The sequence below is a fragment of the Streptomyces sp. NPDC033136 genome (assembly GCF_055578235.1).
Genome location: NZ_JBVIPD010000003.1, coordinates 302,283 through 317,768 on the forward strand (window position 1 = coordinate 302,283; position 15,486 = coordinate 317,768).

The 15,486-nt window shown below is 73.0% G+C and carries 16 protein-coding genes; 8 read left to right on the plus strand and 8 right to left on the minus strand.

Translation table 11 applies throughout. The features are described 5' to 3' along the window. Positions 1–252 precede the first annotated feature (252 nt). Positions 253–2,640, plus strand: coding sequence for a SpoIIE family protein phosphatase (locus ACZ5TL_RS07055; RefSeq protein ID WP_468588349.1), 2,388 nt, complete (start codon positions 253–255; stop codon positions 2,638–2,640). Positions 2,641–2,919: 279 nt separating this feature from the next. On the opposite strand, the gene ACZ5TL_RS07060 is transcribed toward ACZ5TL_RS07055, so the two are convergent. Beyond that, positions 2,920–5,007: a ricin-type beta-trefoil lectin domain protein gene (locus ACZ5TL_RS07060; protein WP_468588350.1), complete on the minus strand. Its 2,088-nt coding sequence runs from the start codon at positions 5,005–5,007 to the stop codon at positions 2,920–2,922. A 648-nt stretch (positions 5,008–5,655) separates the two neighbouring features. On the opposite strand from ACZ5TL_RS07060, the gene ACZ5TL_RS07065 reads away from it, so the two are divergent. Then, positions 5,656–6,498 (plus strand): phytanoyl-CoA dioxygenase family protein, encoded by an 843-nt coding sequence (locus ACZ5TL_RS07065; protein WP_468588351.1) that lies wholly within the window; start codon positions 5,656–5,658, stop codon positions 6,496–6,498. 364 nt (positions 6,499–6,862) lie between these two features. Here the strand turns inward: ACZ5TL_RS07065 and ACZ5TL_RS07070 are convergent, their stop codons facing one another. Together ACZ5TL_RS07070 and ACZ5TL_RS07075 are read right to left on the minus strand one after the other, a co-directional pair. Further along, positions 6,863–7,402 (minus strand): flavoprotein, encoded by a 540-nt coding sequence (locus ACZ5TL_RS07070; RefSeq protein WP_468588352.1) that lies wholly within the window; start codon positions 7,400–7,402, stop codon positions 6,863–6,865. Positions 7,403–7,429: 27 nt separating this feature from the next. Further along, positions 7,430–7,888: a nuclear transport factor 2 family protein gene (locus tag ACZ5TL_RS07075; RefSeq protein WP_468588353.1), complete on the minus strand. Its 459-nt coding sequence runs from the start codon at positions 7,886–7,888 to the stop codon at positions 7,430–7,432. Between the two features lie 94 nt (positions 7,889–7,982). On the opposite strand from ACZ5TL_RS07075, the gene ACZ5TL_RS07080 reads away from it, so the two are divergent. After that, positions 7,983–8,534, plus strand: coding sequence for a TetR/AcrR family transcriptional regulator (locus tag ACZ5TL_RS07080; RefSeq protein WP_468588354.1), 552 nt, complete (start codon positions 7,983–7,985; stop codon positions 8,532–8,534). A gap of 7 nt (positions 8,535–8,541) precedes the next feature. Here the strand turns inward: ACZ5TL_RS07080 and ACZ5TL_RS07085 are convergent, their stop codons facing one another. Then, a complete protein-coding gene (locus tag ACZ5TL_RS07085; protein WP_468588355.1) occupies positions 8,542–8,742 on the minus strand; it encodes a ferredoxin in 201 nt (66 codons plus the stop codon). A gap of 13 nt (positions 8,743–8,755) precedes the next feature. Next, positions 8,756–9,952: a cytochrome P450 gene (locus ACZ5TL_RS07090; RefSeq protein ID WP_468588356.1), complete on the minus strand. Its 1,197-nt coding sequence runs from the start codon at positions 9,950–9,952 to the stop codon at positions 8,756–8,758. 347 nt (positions 9,953–10,299) lie between these two features. On the opposite strand from ACZ5TL_RS07090, the gene ACZ5TL_RS07095 reads away from it, so the two are divergent. Both ACZ5TL_RS07095 and ACZ5TL_RS07100 read left to right on the plus strand, forming a co-directional pair. Next, the gene (locus tag ACZ5TL_RS07095; protein ID WP_468588357.1) at positions 10,300–10,929 is read left to right on the plus strand and encodes a LysE family transporter; all 630 of its coding nucleotides are present in this window, start codon (positions 10,300–10,302) and stop codon (positions 10,927–10,929) included. Between the two features lie 134 nt (positions 10,930–11,063). Continuing rightward, positions 11,064–11,513 carry a nitroreductase family deazaflavin-dependent oxidoreductase gene (locus ACZ5TL_RS07100; RefSeq protein ID WP_468588358.1) on the plus strand — a complete coding sequence of 150 codons (450 nt, stop codon included), beginning with the start codon at positions 11,064–11,066 and terminating at the stop codon, positions 11,511–11,513. An 87-nt stretch (positions 11,514–11,600) separates the two neighbouring features. On the opposite strand, the gene ACZ5TL_RS07105 is transcribed toward ACZ5TL_RS07100, so the two are convergent. Continuing rightward, positions 11,601–12,521 carry a cation diffusion facilitator family transporter gene (locus ACZ5TL_RS07105; protein ID WP_468588359.1) on the minus strand — a complete coding sequence of 307 codons (921 nt, stop codon included), beginning with the start codon at positions 12,519–12,521 and terminating at the stop codon, positions 11,601–11,603. A gap of 139 nt (positions 12,522–12,660) precedes the next feature. On the opposite strand from ACZ5TL_RS07105, the gene ACZ5TL_RS07110 reads away from it, so the two are divergent. Both ACZ5TL_RS07110 and ACZ5TL_RS07115 read left to right on the plus strand, forming a co-directional pair. Then, a complete protein-coding gene (locus tag ACZ5TL_RS07110) occupies positions 12,661–13,686 on the plus strand; it encodes a glutathione S-transferase family protein (protein WP_468588360.1) in 1,026 nt (341 codons plus the stop codon). A 35-nt stretch (positions 13,687–13,721) separates the two neighbouring features. After that, positions 13,722–14,015 carry a DUF4235 domain-containing protein gene (locus tag ACZ5TL_RS07115; protein ID WP_468588361.1) on the plus strand — a complete coding sequence of 98 codons (294 nt, stop codon included), beginning with the start codon at positions 13,722–13,724 and terminating at the stop codon, positions 14,013–14,015. Between the two features lie 160 nt (positions 14,016–14,175). On the opposite strand, the gene ACZ5TL_RS07120 is transcribed toward ACZ5TL_RS07115, so the two are convergent. After that, the gene (locus tag ACZ5TL_RS07120; protein ID WP_468588362.1) at positions 14,176–14,568 is read right to left on the minus strand and encodes a VOC family protein; all 393 of its coding nucleotides are present in this window, start codon (positions 14,566–14,568) and stop codon (positions 14,176–14,178) included. Between the two features lie 80 nt (positions 14,569–14,648). After that, positions 14,649–15,113 (minus strand): pyridoxamine 5'-phosphate oxidase family protein, encoded by a 465-nt coding sequence (locus ACZ5TL_RS07125; RefSeq protein WP_468588363.1) that lies wholly within the window; start codon positions 15,111–15,113, stop codon positions 14,649–14,651. Between the two features lie 101 nt (positions 15,114–15,214). Between ACZ5TL_RS07125 and ACZ5TL_RS07130 the strand changes: the two genes are divergently transcribed. Then, the gene (locus ACZ5TL_RS07130) at positions 15,215–15,355 is read left to right on the plus strand and encodes a hypothetical protein (protein WP_468588364.1); all 141 of its coding nucleotides are present in this window, start codon (positions 15,215–15,217) and stop codon (positions 15,353–15,355) included. The last annotated feature ends 131 nt before the right edge of the window (positions 15,356–15,486 follow it).

The window sequence follows — 15,486 nt, forward strand, 5'->3', positions numbered from 1 at the left end:
ACTCTCCCTCATCAGGGCCCAGAAGTAATCACAACTCATCGCGAACAAACAGATTCTGTCGAGGTGTCACACCGGCCCGTCAAGGGTGCGGGAGCGTCCTTCTGCTCCGGATGCCACGTCGGCCGGTTCGGCGCGCCGGCCGGCCGGGCCGGGCGGCACGGGGGTTACCGGTTCACGCCGGGCTCCTACGGACTAGGCTGGAACTCAAGCGACTTCCCTGTTCACTGTGAGTGTCCGTATGGAGTGGCGACGATGAGCCCGGACGAGCCGATCGACGATGGCGTGGCCGCCCGTGCGGTCATCGCCGCCGACGGCACGCTCACCGAGTGGAGCGAGGGCGCCCGCCGCCTGCTGGGCCACACGGCCGACGAGGTCGTGGGGCGCCCGGCCGCCGCGCTGCTGGCCGACGCCTCGGAACCGCCGCCGATGCCGGACGGCGCCCGCTGGAGCGGTACCGTCACACTGCGTCACCAGGACGGCCATCCGGTGCCCGTGTGGGTGCTCGCCCACCGCAGACCGCCGGACGGCGCGGAGACGACCGACTGGCTCGCCGTGTCCCCGCCGGAGGCCCAGGCGGGGCAGGGACTGCCGGACGATCCGCTGGTGCGGGCGGCCCTGACGCAGTCGCCCTGCGCCACGATGATCTTCGACGAGCGGCTGCGGCTGCGCGGCGTCAACGACGCCATGGCGGACCTCGTCGGGCTGCCCGCCGAGCGGCTGCTGGGTCTGCGGCCCACCGACATCGGCAGCCGCCCGCAGAACAGGGAGCTCGAGGCGTATCTGCGCCGGGTGCTCAGCACCGGACGGCGCCAGGACATGCAGACGTACTTGAAGGCCAGCGGCGAGGCCCGGGCGGCGCACGCCTGGCTGGCCCGGATCGCACCGCTCACCGACGACACGGGGCGGGTGCGGGGCCTGTGCGTGACGGCGCACGACTTCTCCGACCAGTACCGGTCGCGGGAGCGGCTGCAGCTGGTCAACGAGGCGAGCGTGCGCATCGGCACCACCCTCGACGTCACCCGTACGGCCCAGGAGCTGGCGGACGTGTGCGTCCCGGCGCTCGCCGACTTCGTCAGTGTCGACCTGCTCGAGGAGCAGGAGCACGGCGAGGAGTCGGTCGGGCCCCCGGTTCCGCCGGTGATTCTGCGCCGGGCCGCCCACCGCTCGGTCCATCCGGACAGCCCCGAGGCCGGCGCCAAGCCGGGGCAGGTCGACGTCTACCCGGAGAGCTCCCCGCAGGCCACCTCGCTGGTGGCGAGCCACACCATCGTGGCCTCGGGCTCGTCCGGCGACCTGGAGCACTGGCTCTCCTGGGACACGGACCGCTTCCGGCGGATGAGCGAGTACGGCATCCGCTCCACGATGTCCGTCCCGCTCCAGGCCCGGGGCACGACCCTCGGGGTCGCCGTGTTCACCCGGTACCGACGCCCCGAGGCCTTCACCGACGACGACGTCCTGCTGGCCGAGGAGGTCACGGCCCGGGCCGCCGTCTGCATCGACAACGCGCGCCGCTACTCCCGCGAGCGCGAGACGACCCTCACGCTGCAGCGCAGTCTGCTGCCCCGCACCCTGCCGCGCACGGCGGCGGTCGAGGCGGCCTCCCGCTATCTGCCCGCCACCCGCTCCGGCGTGGGCGGCGACTGGTTCGACGTGATCCCGCTGTCCGGGATGCGGGTCGCGATGGTCGTCGGGGACGTCGTCGGCCACGGCATCCAGGCCTCGGCCACCATGGGCCGGCTGCGCACCGCCGTCCGCACCCTCGCCGACATCGACCTGGCCCCCGACGAGCTGCTCACCCACCTCGACGACCTGGTCGTCCGGCTGTCCCAGGAGACCGGCGGCGACGCCGGCACCGGGGAGATGGGAGCGACCTGCCTGTACGCGGTCTACGACCCGGTGTCGCGGCGCTGCAACCTGGCCCGGGCCGGGCACCCGCAGCCCCTGCTGGTCCCGCCGGACGGCCCGGCCCGGCGGCTCGACCTGCCCTCGGGGCCACCGCTGGGGGTCGGGGGGCTGCCCTTCGAGAGTGTCGAGGTGGAGTTGCGGGAGGGCAGCGTCCTGGCGTTCCACACGGACGGGCTGCTCGCGAGCCGCGAGCGGGAGGCCGACGCGAGCTCCCGGATGCTCCGCGAGGCCCTGTCGGCCCCCTCCGACTCCCTGGACGAGACCTGCGACCGGGTCCTGCACTCCCTGCTCCCGCCCGGCGGCTCCGCGGACGACGTGGCGCTGCTGCTGGCCCGCACCCGCGGCCTGCCGTCGTCCCAGGTCGCCACGTGGGACATCCCGGCCGACCCGGCGCTGGTGGCGCCCATCCGCAAGCAGGTCGTGGACCAGCTGGAACGCTGGGGGATGGTCGAGGCCACGTTCACCGCCGAGCTGGTGGTGAGCGAGCTGGTCACCAACGCCATCCGTTACGGCGCCCCGCCCATCCGGCTCCGCCTCATCCATGACGCCGCCACGCTGATCTGCGAGGTGTCCGACGCCAACCACACGGCACCGCATCTGCGCCGGGCCAAGACCTGGGACGAGGGCGGCCGGGGTCTGCTCCTGGTCGCCCAGCTCACCCAGCGGTGGGGCAGCAGGCACACCACCGAGGGCAAGACGATCTGGGCGGAGCTGGCGCTGCTCGAGGAGATCTGAAGCCGGGCTGCCTCCCGCCGGCACGCGGCCAGATCTCCCTCTGGGGCACGGCTTCCCCACCACGGCCGGGGCGGGCGCTGGACGGCGAACAGGGCCGTCGCGGGTCTCTCACCGGCGCCTTGTTTCATCGGCGGCGGATCGTGCGGCAGTCCGGGCACAGGGCCGGGCTCGGGGAGCTGACCCGGATCGGGCTGCTCACGGTACCGGCGGCGCTCGTGCCGGCCGTGGTGGCGCTGCGGCTGTCGCCGGCCGTGGCCGGGCCGTGGGGCGGGCCCCGGGTCAGCGGCGGCCGCCTCCGCCGTACCCGTGGCCACCTCCGTAGCCGCCATAGCCGTAGCCGTAGCCGGGGTAGCCGGGATAGCCGTACTGGCCGTCGTCGTCGCAGTAGTAGCCGTAGCGCTCGCAGGACGGAGCGGTGGGGGGCTGGGTGCTCGGCGTCGGCTGCGGGGCCGACCGGCTCGGGGTGGGTGCCGGCTCGGGTGTCTTCGACGGCGTGGGGGTCGGGGTGGGCGTGGGGCGCGGGGCCGGCGCGGGGGCGTCCCAGGTGACGGCCTCCATCTGGAGGTCGGCCTTGGAGGTGTCGATCGCCCAGCGCTGGACCCGGTCGTCGGCCCGGGCCTTGAGGACCAGCGCTCCCGAGCCGTCGGTCGCGGCGGGGGTCAGGGCCAGGTCCTGGTTCCAGCGCGGCACCAGGGCGCCCTGCAGAGTGAAGTCGTAGCGGATGTCCTTGCCGTCCGGCCGGGACGCGCCCGAGCAGGGGGCCAGCCGCACCGAGTAGCCGAGGCGGGAGTCCAGGCACAGGCCGGGGGCGGCGCCGCTGCGCAGCAGGCCGTCGGTCTCGTACGTCCACTGCTGGGTGGAGTCCGAGGAGCAGGCGGTGAGTTCGGCCTCCGCGTCCTCGACGGCCTTCTTGCCGTCGAGACCTACGCACAGGCCGGAGGAGACGTTGTGCAGCCGGCCGCGCAGGGCGCCCTTCCGGGCGTCGCCCGCACCGACCCAGGACGGATCGGTGCTCGGCCCGCCCGCCTCGGAGTCGGGGGCCTCCCCGGCGGGCCGGCCCGCGCCGGCCGGGGCGTCGTCACCGGAGCCGCCGATGGACCACAGGACCAGCGGGAGGGCGACCAGGCCGCTGACGGTCAGGATGCCGGCGGTGAGATGACGGCGGCGGGCGGCACGGCGGGCCGCCTTGAGGGCAGATCTGCGGGCAGCGGTACGGGGGCCCAGGACATGCGGGCCCCCGGCGGCTTCCCCGGCCGCTGCGGGGGCGCCGGGGGTGGTGGGGAGGACTTCCGGGGCGTGGGCCCTGTCGTCGGCGGGCGCCTGCGCCTCGGCCGCGAAGCCGGCCGGGGCGGCCGGCGGGCCCGAAGGGTCGGTGAACGACTCGCCGATCGTGCCCGCGAGGGTGACCGGGTCGACCGGGTCCGGGAAGGCCGCACGCGCGATGTCGGCCGGATCCATGGCGGTCCTCGCCGCGTGCGTGAACACGTCACCGGCCAGGCCCACGGGTATCCCGCCCTCCGGGGAGACCTCCCCGGCACCGCTCACGCGGCTCTCCGCGTACTCCCGGCCGCCCCAGCCCAGCACGGCCTCCGCGAGGGCGACGCCGAGGCCGTGGTTGAACTGGCTGAGCTGGTCCGCGGCGGCGCTGCAGTGGCCGCAGCCCTCGATATGCGCGCGTAGATCGGGGTCGATGCCGAGACCGCCACGCCGGTACGTCACGTCGAGCAGTCGAAGATAGCGCCGGCACTCCTCGGCGGGGGCGAGTTCGCGGTGCAGTTGGAGGCACTCCTCGCGCAGCCGGTCGCGGGCCCGGCCCAGTTCGACGCGCGCGCCCTCCTCGTCCAGCCCGAGCAGGTCGGCGGGGGCGGCGAGCGCTTCGGCCTCGACCTCGACGTGCCACAGCAGGCAGCGGGCGGACTGGGGCAGCCGCTGGAACGCCCCGGACAGCAGGCGCCGGTGCGCTGACGGCAGCAGCCGGGCGGTCGGCCGCTCCACCTCACCGGTCCCGGACAGCACGTCCGGGTGGAGCATGTCGCGCCGGTGATCGCCGGCCCACTCGGCCGCGATGCGCCGTACGGTGACGAGGAGCTGGGGCCGCCATGCGGAGGTCGGGCCGTTCTGGCGCAGGGTCTCGCCGAAGAGCCGGGTGAATGCGGCGGTGGTGAGCATGCCGGCGGAACGCGGGCCGCCGGTGCACAGCCGGGCGTAGGCGAAGGCCGCCTCCCAGTGCCGGTCCAGCAGTTCGCCGACGGGATGCAGCGCGGGCGTCGCCCCCGTCCACTTCCTGAGCTCGGAGCTCAGCTGCTCATCCGTCGGGCCGAACCTGCGGGCCTGAGCCGGGGAATTCGACGGGCCTGCGTCTTTCACGGCAGCATTCCTCTCAAGGACATGCGGAGAAAGGTCCATACCAAGGGGTATGCCGGCACGGTGGCCTCGCGCATACGAAAGAAGGGTGTGATGTGAGCACACCGACAGGGCACACCTTTGCACAGGTCAGCGACGAGGAACAAGGGATCTTGCGGTTTCGTGCATTGCGTACCCGCCCAACGCCTTTTGACAAACTGTCAGCCAGTACGGCGAAAGGGATTTACGCGCTGTCCGCCCGGTTTGGAAACGTGTATTAGCCCGGCTTCTGGCGTCGCCCGCAAAACCATTGAACCGCCGCCCGCACGGCAGCTCACGCCCTCGGCCGCCGTCCGCGCGCCGGCCTTTCGAGGCGCCCCGGAAAACCAATGGCGGTGCTCAGCCGGGTGGACCGCCGTGCGCCGTCCGGCAGGCCCCGAGCGGTGCCCCGTAGCGTTCCCGGAAGACGCGGCTGAAAGGGAAGGGGCCGGCGAAACCCGGGGCCGCGGCGACGCGTTCCACGGGCCGGCCGGTGCCCTCCAGCAGCCGGGCGGGCATGGTGAAGGGACCCCTCAGCGGTGCCGGGCAATCCGTCAGCACGCACGGGCATCCTCTCTCACCGCTCGGCGGTCTACCGTTCCGCACTGTCGGCACCCAACCGAGGAGGCGTTCATGACAGTCCCGGGCAACAGCGCCACCGGCGCTCCCCTCCTGGACCCCGCGCGGCTGCGGCGATACCGGGAGGAGTTCGAGGAGGGCGGTTTCACCGTCGCACGCGGGCTCTTCGGGGCCGGGGAGACCGACCGTCTGTGCGGCGCGTTCGCGGCGCTGCGGGACGGCGGGCCGGTGCCGGGGCACTTCGAGCCGCAAGCGGCGGACACGCCGGACGCCGATCCGCTGCGCGTCTGGCCGCGGGTGATGCACCCGCACGAGATCAACGAGGTCGCACGCGAGGTCCTGCTGGACGCGCGGCTGCGGACGGTGCTGGAGGTGCTGCTCGGGGAGGAGGTGCTCGCCGCGCAGAGCATGTTCTACTTCAAGCCGCCGGGGGCCCGGGGGCAGGCGCTGCACCAGGACAACTTCTACCTGCGGGTGGAGCCGGGGACGTGTGTGGCCGCGTGGGTGGCCTGCGATGTGATCGACCGGGAGAACGGTGGGCTGGAGGTCGTGCCCGGCACGCATCGGATGGACCTGTTCTGTCCGGAGCTCGCCGACGCGGAGGTGTCCTTCGCTCGGGAGTACGTGGCGCCTCCGGCAGGGCTGGCGGCGGTGCCGGTGGACATGACGCCGGGGGATGTTCTGTTCTTCAACGGGAGTCTGGTGCACGGTTCGCAGCCCAATCGCTCGGCGGACCGGTTCCGGCGGTCGTTCATCGGGCACTACGTGGGGCGGTCCGCCGAGCGGATCGGCAGGTTCTACCGGACGCTGGCGATGAGCGGGGCGCGGGTCGTGCTGCCGGAGAGCGACGGGGCAGGGCCCTGCGGAACCGAGTTCGCGCCGCGCGAACCCCATTAGGGGGCTTCTGATGGATCTCCGTGGAAGAAGGAGCGGCGTTCGGTGCGTGCTCTCGGCGTGCCGGGCGGAAGGCCTTGTAGCGGAGCTACCAGGCCTTTTGTCCGGTGCGGCGAGTGGGGGTCCCCCCTGCTCGAAGAGCTTGGGGGAGCGTGCCGGGCGTCGCGACGCCGCGGAGATCCATCAGAAGCCCCCTAGCCGGTCATCCTGCCCTGTCGGCCCCCGACGGGACGCGCACCGCGGGTCCGGGTCGCGCCGGCGTCCGCCTGCTCGACGGTGGTGTCGAAGCCGGGGTACGGGATGCCGCGCGGGCAGGCGCTGTACAGGCGGGATGATGGAAGGGCCGGCCGTCCGCTGCGACTGACCGTCAGCCGCGTTCGAGCAGGTCCAGCGCCCGTTCCCACCCGAACTCCGGTCGGTCGCCGTCCTCTTGCGGCTCTCCGGCGTACGGGTCCCCGAACCGCACGCCCATCCCCCGCAGCCGTGCGAGGCTGTCCTGGTAGGCGGGGTGGGCGGCCAGTGCGTCGGCCACGCACGGCAGGGCGGCGATGGGCACGCCGAGCCCGGCGACCTCGCAGAGGGTGCCCAGGGCGAGGGTGTCGGCGATGCCGGCCGCCCACTTGTTGACGGTGTTGAAGGTGACGGGCGCGACGACCGCGGCATCGGGCGCCGGGAACGGCCGCGGCTCGCCCGGGGTGCGCCAGGCGGACCGGATGGGGCGCCCCGTCTGCGCTCGGACGGCTGCGGTGTCGAAGAAGCCGTTCATGGCGACCGGCGTCGCGATGACGCCGACCTCCCAGTCCCGCTCCTGCGCGGCGGTGATCAGCTTGCTGACGTCGGCGGCGATGCCGGCGGCACAGACGACGACGTAGAGGAAGGGCTTCCGGGCGGCGGCCTGTTCGGTCATCCCGGAAACCCTAGCGGCCTCCCGGGCTCACCGGACGGGGAACGTGTGCCCGCGTTCGGACTCCGGCCGTGGACCGTGGATGCGGCGCTCCGTCTCCTCGATCGGTACGTCGTTGATGCTGGCCTCGCGACGGCTCATCAGGCCGTGCGCGTCGAACTCCCACAGCTCGTTGCCGTAGGAGCGCCACCACTGCCCGTCGGCGTCGCGGCACTCGTACTGGAAGCGGACGGCGATGCGGTTGCCGTCGAAGGCCCACAGGTCCTTGCGCAGGGCGTACTCCCGCTCGCGCTCCCACTTGCGGGTCAGCAGGTCGGCGATGGCGGCGCGGCCGGTGACGAAGGTGTCGCGGTTGCGCCAGACGGAGTCCTCCGCGTAGGCGAGGGCGACCCGGTGCGGGTCGCGGGTGTTCCAGGCGTCCTCGGCGGCCTGGACCTTCCGTGCGGCGGTCTCGCGGGTGAAGGGCGGCAGCGGCGGGCGGTCGGTCATGGATCCTCCCTGATCGGCAGCGGAGAACGAGCGTTCTCCACATCGGCTGATACGGTAGGAGAACGCTCGTTCTCGCGTCAAGGAGTGGTCGTACATGGACAGCGCAGTCGCCCGGGAGCGGGCCCTGGACGCCGCCGAGGAGCTGTTCTACGGGCGGGGCGTGCAGGCCGTCGGCATGGATGACGTGCGCGGCACGTCCGGGGTGTCGCTCAAGCGGCTCTACCAGCTGTTCCCGGCGAAGGAGCAGCTGGTGGAGGCGTACCTGGAGCGGCGCGATACGCGCTGGCGCGGACGGCTGGCCGAGTACGTCGAGCGGCACGGGGAGCCCCGGGAGCGGATCCTGGCCGTGTTCGACTGGCTCGGCGCGTGGTTCGGCGAGCCGGGCTTCCGCGGCTGCGCGTGGATCAACGCGTACGGGGAGCTCGGCGCCAGGTCCGAGCGAGTGGCCGACCGGGTGCGCGCCCACAAGCGGGCGTTCCGGAACTACCTCGACACGCTCGTGGACGCGGCGGGGCTGCCCGCCGCGCTGGGCGGGCAGCTGTTCCTGCTGGCGGAGGGGGCCATGGTCACGGCGGGTGTCACCAGGAGCGCCGAGCCCGCGGCCGAGGCGCGTGAGGCGGCCCGGCTGCTCCTTCGGGCCGTGTGACCCGGGGTCAGCCCACCGTCTCGGAGACGGTGATGGCGCTGACGGGGCAGGCACGGGCGGCTTCCCGCACCAGGGGGCTGCCACCGCCGTCCTCCCGGCCGGGCAGCAGGGTGCTGTAGCCGTCGTCGTCCTGGGTGAACACGTCCGGGGCGGTCAGGGCGCACTGGCCCGCGCCGATGCAGAGGTCCTGGTCGATGTCGATATCCATGAGGGGAAGCCTCTTACCAGGTCACGGGAAGTTCCAGCATCCCCTGGATCGTGTCGCCCGGTTTGAAGGGGATCTCCTCGGCCGGTGCGGCCAGGCGGAGAGCGGGCAGCCTGCGGAAGAGGGTGTGCAGGGCGATCTCCAGCTCGGCGCGGGCCAGGTTCTGGCCGAGGCACTGGTGGATGCCGAAGCCGAACGCGACGTGGTGCCGGGCCGGGCGGTTCCAGTCGAGTGCGTCCGGCTCGGGGTAGACCGTCTCGTCCCGGTTGATGACGGAGGTCGCGAAGACCACGCCCTCGCCCCGGCGGATCGTCGTCCCGGCCACCTCGATGTCCTCGACGGCGAGGCGCAGCATGCCGTCCGCGATCGACAGCATCCGCATCAGCTCCTCGACCGCGGCGGGCAGCAGCTCCGAGTCCGCGCGCAGCTCGGCCAGCCGTTCGGGGTGCTGGAGCAGGGTGAAGGTGCCGAGCGAGATCATGTTGGCGGTCGTCTCATGACCCGCGATCAGCAGGATGAGGGCCATGGCGGTCAGCCCCTCGCGGTCGAGGGCACCGTCGCGCAGCTGCCGGTGGACCAGGTCGTCGAGCAGGCCAGTGCCGGGATCCCGCTGCTTGCGGTCGATCAGTTCGCCGAAGTACGCCTCCAGTCGGTCGCGGGCGTCCAGCACGTCGGAGGTCTCCGGGCCGCGCAGCAGCCGGCGCGACTGGGCCTCGAAGAAGCCGTGGTCGTCGTACGGGACGCCCAGCAGGGCGCAGATCACCATGGACGGCACGGGCAGGGCGAAGGCGCTCACCAGGTCGGCGGGCGGGCCCTGGGCGATCATCGCGTCGAGCCGTTCGTCCACGATCTGCTGGATCCGTGGCCGGAGTTCGACAGCCCGTTTGAGGGTGAAGTCGCCGACCACCATCCGCCGCTGGGTGCGGTGTTCGGGGTCGTCGACGCCCAGCAGGGCGGTACGGCGGTTGCGGATCCCGGCGAAGCGCTTGGTGGGGACGGGGAAGCCGGGCCGGTCGCGGTCGGACGACAGGCGCGGGTCGGCCAGCAGCGCGCGGGCGGTCGCGTGCCCGGTGACGAGCCAGGCCTCACGGCCGTCGAAGAGGGTGATCCGGCTCAGCGGTCGCTCGGCGCGCAGCGCGTCGTAGGCGGAGGGCGGGTGGTAGGGGCAGGTCCGGCTCTGGGGGAAGACGACGGGTGCGGTCGTGTCCGTCATGAAGACCTCGCAGACGAGTAGTGCGTCGTGCCGATCTTCATTAGATGCCCGAGGCATCTATGGGACGACGCGAAGTTCGGCCAGATCGGTGGCGGCGGCAACATGGCCGGGGATGGCCGTCTGCCCGTTCGAACGCCGGGGCCGGGGGCCGGGGTTGAGGAGCGGGGACCAGGCCGGGGCGGGGTGCGCGGGCGCCGGTGCGAAAACCGGTTGTGGGCAGGGCGGCGCAGGCCTCAGGATCCGGCCATGCCCGCGTTCGCTGATCCCCTCCCGTTGTCCGTCGCCGCCGTCGCCGCGCGCCGGCAGCAGCGGTCCGGCCGCGGTGGAGGGCCGAACCCGCCGCGGTCATGACCGCCGCGCTCGTCGCGGGACTGCTCGCCGGGTACGGCATCGCCGTACCCGTGGGTGCCGTCGGGACCTACCTCGTCTCCCTCACCGCCCGTACGTCCCTGCGCACCGGTGTCTGCGCCGCGCTCGGGGTCGCCACCGCCGACGGGCTGTACGCCCTCGCGGCCACACTCGGCGGCACGGCCCTGGCCGCCGCGCTGCTCCCGGCGCTCGGGCCGCTGCGCTGGGTCTGTGTGCTGGTGCTGCTCGCGCTGGCGGCACGGGGCGCGGTCACCGCGCTGCGCGATTACCGCGGCCACCGGCTCGCCACCCGGTCCGCCCCCGCTCCCCCGGGCCCCGCCCGGGCCTACCTCGGGCTGCTCGGCATCACGCTGCTCAACCCCACCACGGTGATCTACTTCGCCGCCCTCGTGCTCGGCTCCCAGGCCGCGGGCCCGGCCGGTCCGCTGGAACAGGGCGTGTTCGTGCTGGCGGCCTTCGCCGCGTCGTCGAGCTGGCAGGTGCTGCTGGCCGGAAGCGGCGCGCTGCTGGGCCGGGCGCTGACCGGTCTGCGGGGGCGGCTGGCGACGGCGCTGGTGGCGAGCGGGGTGATGACGGCGCTGGCCGTGCGGATGGCGGTGGCGGGGTGATGACCGCGTCGGCCATGCGGAGGGCGGAGCGGCGTGCCGGGCGCCGGGAGGCGGCGTGGTGCGGATGATTTCCGGGCGCCGGGGTGTTGCAGTGGGGTGGCAGGAGCCGTGGACGCGACGAGGAGACGGATGCCATGCCTCTGAAGGGCGAGTACGAACCCAGCCCGACGCGGTGGGTGCGCGAGCAGGTGCAGCTGTACGAGAGCTCCGGCGGTACGGAGGGGACGACCCTGCAGGGCTCGAAGATGCCGGTCGTCGTCCTGACCTCGCGCGGCGCCCGGAGCGGCAAGCTGCGCAAGACTCCGGTGATGCGCGTGGAGCACGAGGGGCGGTACGCCGCGGTGGCCTCTCTCGGTGGCTCGCCCAAGCACCCCGTCTGGTACTTCAATCTCAAGGCCGACCCGCACGTGGAGCTGCAGGACGGGCCGGTGAAGCAGGACATGACGGCCCGTGAGGTCACGGGCGAGGAGAAGGCGGCCTGGTGGGAGCGCGCCGTCGCGGCGTATCCGGCGTACGCCGACTACCAGAGGAAGACGGACCGGGAGATCCCGGTGTTCGTGCTGGAGCCGGCAGGGGAACGCTGACCCGGGGCCGGCTGCCCGGTCAGGGCAGCCGGCGGAAGAATTTCTCTCCCCGGGTGCATGAACCCCCGGCGGCGGGGCACGCGAGGTTCAGGCCCCGCCGCGCTCCCCCGTCGCGGCGGGGCTTTCCGCTGCCTCCCGCGCGGGGCGGTCGGTGACGTCGAGGAAGATCTGGTCCGCCTCGGGCACCGTACTGGCGATGGAGCGCTTGATACGGACGGCGACCTCCTCGACGCGTTCGCTGTCCAGGCCGGGCATCAGGTCGACGCGGGCGGCCACCAGGGCGGTGTCGAGGCCGGTCTTCATCGTGAGGAGCGCCTCCACGCTGTCGATCTCGGGCTGGGCCCGCAGCAGCGCCCGGATCCGCCCGCTCGCCTCCGGGTCGGCCGCCTCGCCGATCAGCTGGTCGCGGGCGTCCCGGCCCAGCCGGTAGGCGACGTAGACCAGCAGCGCGCCGATCGCGAGGGACGCGGACGCCTCCCACACCACCTGGCCGGTGGCCATGTGCAGCGCCATGCCGATGATGGCCAGCGTGACGCCCAGCACCGCGGTGCCGTCCTCGGCGACGACCGTCCGCAGGGCCGGGTCGCGCAGTCCGGCGCCCGCACCGCCCTGCCGGCGCATCTGGTACAGCGCCCGCAGCAGCGAACCGCCCTCCGCGAGGAGGGCGATTCCGAGCACGATCAAGCCGGCCACATAGCCGCCGAGTTCCTCCTCACCCCCGTTCGCCAGGGCTTCGAAGCCCTGGAAGAAGGAGAAGCAACCGCCCATGACGAAGATGCCCACGGCGGCGAGGAGCGACCAGAAGAACCGCTCCTTGCCGTAGCCGAAGGGGTGCCGCCGGTCTGCGGGGCGCCGGCTGCGGCGCAGGGCCGCCAGCAGGAACACCTCGTTCAGGCTGTCGGCCACCGAATGGGCCGCCTCCGACAGCAGCGCGGGTGATCCCGCGGCAAGGCCGCCGACGGCCTTGGCGGCAGCGATCACCAGATTGGCGGCGAGCGCCACCAGCACGGTGACGCGGGTCCTTCGGTCAGTTCCTTCTTCAGTCACCTCCGCCGATTGCCCCGGTCGGCGGTGCTCACACCGTGCCGTCCGCGGAAAACGGGGAACGCGTTCACCAGGGTCCCCGTACGGCAAGGAGGTCACCCCCATGAGCCGCGACGACGGCGAAGACGGCAACAGCGCCTACGGAAGGAGGACGTTCAAACGGTCCAAGGCGCATTTCGCGGACCGGATCACGGCGGACGGCCGGGACGGCTGGCCGGTGGAGGCCGGCCGCTACCGTCTGGTCGTCAGCCGGGCCTGCCCGTGGGCGAGCCGGTCGCTGGTCTCCAGGCGGCTGCTCGGCTTGGAGGACGCGCTGTCCCTGGCCGTCGCCGACCCGATCCAGGACGACCGCAGCTGGCGCTTCACCCTGGACGAGGACGGCCGCGACCCGGTCCTCGGCATCCGCTATCTGAGTGAGGCGTACGACCGCCGGGAGACGGACTATCCCGGCGGTGTGAGCGTGCCGGCGATGGTGGACGTGTCCAGCGGGAAACTGGTCACCAACGACTACCAGCAGCTCACGCTCGACCTCGCGACCGAGTGGACGGCGCTGCACCGGGACGGGGCGCCCGACCTGTACCCGGACGCGCTGCGCGACGAGATCGACGAGGTGATGTCGGACGTCTACGAGGACGTCAACAACGGCGTCTACCGGGCCGGTTTCGCCACCGGGCAGCAGGAGTACGAGGCCGCCTGCGCGGGCGTGTTCCGGCGGCTCGAGCTGCTCGCGGAGCGCCTGGGGCGGCAGCGGTACCTGGTCGGCGACACGATCACCGAGGCGGACATCCGGCTGTTCACCACGCTGGTCCGCTTCGACGCGGTCTACCACGGCCACTTCAAGTGCAACCGCTGGAAACTGACGGAGAACCAGGTGCTGTGGGGGTACGTCCGTGACCTCTACCAGACGCCCGGGTTCGGCGACACCGTCGACTTCGACCACATCAAGCGCCACTACTACCAGGTGCACACGGGCATCAACCCGACCCGCCTCGTGCCGCTCGGGCCGGACCTGTCCGGCTGGCTGACCCCGCATCACCGCGAGGAACTGGCTGGCCGGCCGTTCGGCGACGGCACACCGCCCGGCCCGGTCCGCGCCGAGGAGCGGATCCCCGCGGCGCACACCCCCTGACCCCCCTTTTCCCTTCAGCGATCAAGGAGATCTCCATGGCCAAGAAGAAGATGGCTCTTGCCTATCAGCCCCTGGGGTTCGTGCTCGGCTGGTCGGGCGGCTGGCTGGCCGGGCTGGCCTTCCGCAAGACGTGGATGGCGATCCGGCACGAGGAGGACGCGCCCGACGCGCTGGACAAGGACCGCGGCTGGGGCGAGGTCCTGCTGGCCGCCGCGATCCAGGGCGCCATCTTCGCCGTGGTGCGCAGCGCCGTGGACCGCGCGGGCGCCAAGGCGATCGAGCGTTCGACCGGCACGTGGCCGGCCGGCGAGAAGGGCGGCCGGGACTGACAGCGACGCCGCCCCGCCCGGCACCGTGCCAGGCGGGGCGGCGTCTGTGCGCTCCGGCCGTCCCTCCGCTCGGTCCGGCCTTCGGGGCCCTCGTGATCCGGCCGGGGGCGGGGCCGGCGGGCTGGGTGGAGTAGGTGGACGAGCTCCGGGCCGGCCGGTTTCAGCCCTGCTTGGGCGCCGTCGGCGAGGTACGGCGCAGGGTGAAGGAGTGGCCTGCCGGGTCGGCGTAGCCGCGTTCCTCCAGGGGGCCCGAGGCCTCCTTGGCCTCCAGGGGGCGGCCGCCGAGGCTGATGACGCGGCGCTCCACCGCGTCGAGGTCGTCCACCACGAACTCCAGGTGCGCCTGGAGGGAGTTCTCGGGGCGCGGCCAGCTGGGCGGGGTGGCGTTGGCGTCCCGGCGCAGTGCGATCCGGAAGCCGTCGGCGGTCTTGATCTCCACCCGGTTGGCTGTCGCGTCCGCCTCCGCGCCCTCCAGCAGTTCCTTGTAGAACACGGCGAGCTTCTCGGGCTCGGCACAGTCGAGCACGAGGACCCCCGCTGTCACCAGTGCCATGTCTCCTCCGCAGGATCCCGGCCGCGGGGCGGTCGTGCCCCGCGGGCCCTGTACCTTGCGGATATCCCGGACCGGCCGATTCAGTCGGTCCTCAACCACTGTCCGTCGCGCATGAGTTCGCGGCCGTCCAGTTCACCGGCCTCTCGCCAGGCCTGCATCCGCTGCGGCACGACGCGGAAGTAGAGGTACGGCGTGGCGAGGCCGCGGGGGTCGAACCCGGTCTTGGCGGCGAAGAGTTCGGCGTCCTGCTCGGTCAGCTCGCCCGGCTGGACCGTCTCGACGGTGCCCTCGACCATGACGACGTCGCGGGTCGGGCCGATGCCCACGCGGACCCGCCCGGTCGCGGCGAGGTTCCGTCCGGTGGGGCTCGACGCGGACGTGGCGAACAGCAGGTACGAGCCGTTCCAGAGGAAGGACAGCGGGACGAGGTAGGGCGTCCCCGACGCGCTGTCGGCCGTGGCGACCCACGCGTCGACGTCGTGGTCCAGCCGGTGCAGGGTGTCCCTCTTGCGCTGCTCGGCGCTGCGTGCGGGTGCGGGCGTCATCGGCGGTGGTCCTCCTGAACGATCGTCGTACGGACGGGTCCAGTGTGACGCCGGGAGGCCGCGGAGGGCGGCGGACAGGCCGACGTTGGTGAGGGGCGTGGGTGGAGGCCATCCGGCACTGGATCAACGGCAACTACGAGTGGACGCTGACCACCGGCCGTTACGCTGCGGTGAAGGAGGGCCCGGTGGCCACGGCCGAAATGGCGGGCCGCGGCTCGGTGGACGACCTGCTCACGGTGTGACACGACGGTGGTGGGGGGGGGGGGGGGGGGGAGGGGGGGAACAACAAACACCCCACCCACAACGAAAACCAACAGGAAAAGGGCGAAACTCAACACCAACGTAGGGGGGGGGGAGGGGGGGGGTCTTCCGG

Bases quoted from the DNA above. Each gene is read 5' to 3' on its own strand.
- ACZ5TL_RS07115 (WP_468588361.1), top strand. From the start codon at position 13,722: ATGGCCAAGAAGAAGATGGCTCTTGCCTATCAGCCCCTGGGGTTCGTG.
- ACZ5TL_RS07120 (WP_468588362.1), bottom strand. From the start codon at position 14,568: ATGGCACTGGTGACAGCGGGGGTCCTCGTGCTCGACTGTGCCGAGCCC.
- ACZ5TL_RS07100 (WP_468588358.1), top strand. From the start codon at position 11,064: ATGCCTCTGAAGGGCGAGTACGAACCCAGCCCGACGCGGTGGGTGCGC.
- ACZ5TL_RS07085 (WP_468588355.1), bottom strand. From the start codon at position 8,742: ATGGATATCGACATCGACCAGGACCTCTGCATCGGCGCGGGCCAGTGC.
- ACZ5TL_RS07065 (WP_468588351.1), top strand. From the start codon at position 5,656: ATGACAGTCCCGGGCAACAGCGCCACCGGCGCTCCCCTCCTGGACCCC.
- ACZ5TL_RS07110 (WP_468588360.1), top strand. From the start codon at position 12,661: ATGAGCCGCGACGACGGCGAAGACGGCAACAGCGCCTACGGAAGGAGG.
- ACZ5TL_RS07055 (WP_468588349.1), top strand. From the start codon at position 253: ATGAGCCCGGACGAGCCGATCGACGATGGCGTGGCCGCCCGTGCGGTC.
- ACZ5TL_RS07125 (WP_468588363.1), bottom strand. From the start codon at position 15,113: ATGACGCCCGCACCCGCACGCAGCGCCGAGCAGCGCAAGAGGGACACC.
- ACZ5TL_RS07080 (WP_468588354.1), top strand. From the start codon at position 7,983: ATGGACAGCGCAGTCGCCCGGGAGCGGGCCCTGGACGCCGCCGAGGAG.
- ACZ5TL_RS07090 (WP_468588356.1), bottom strand. From the start codon at position 9,952: ATGACGGACACGACCGCACCCGTCGTCTTCCCCCAGAGCCGGACCTGC.
- ACZ5TL_RS07075 (WP_468588353.1), bottom strand. From the start codon at position 7,888: ATGACCGACCGCCCGCCGCTGCCGCCCTTCACCCGCGAGACCGCCGCA.
- ACZ5TL_RS07095 (WP_468588357.1), top strand. From the start codon at position 10,300: ATGACCGCCGCGCTCGTCGCGGGACTGCTCGCCGGGTACGGCATCGCC.
- ACZ5TL_RS07070 (WP_468588352.1), bottom strand. From the start codon at position 7,402: ATGACCGAACAGGCCGCCGCCCGGAAGCCCTTCCTCTACGTCGTCGTC.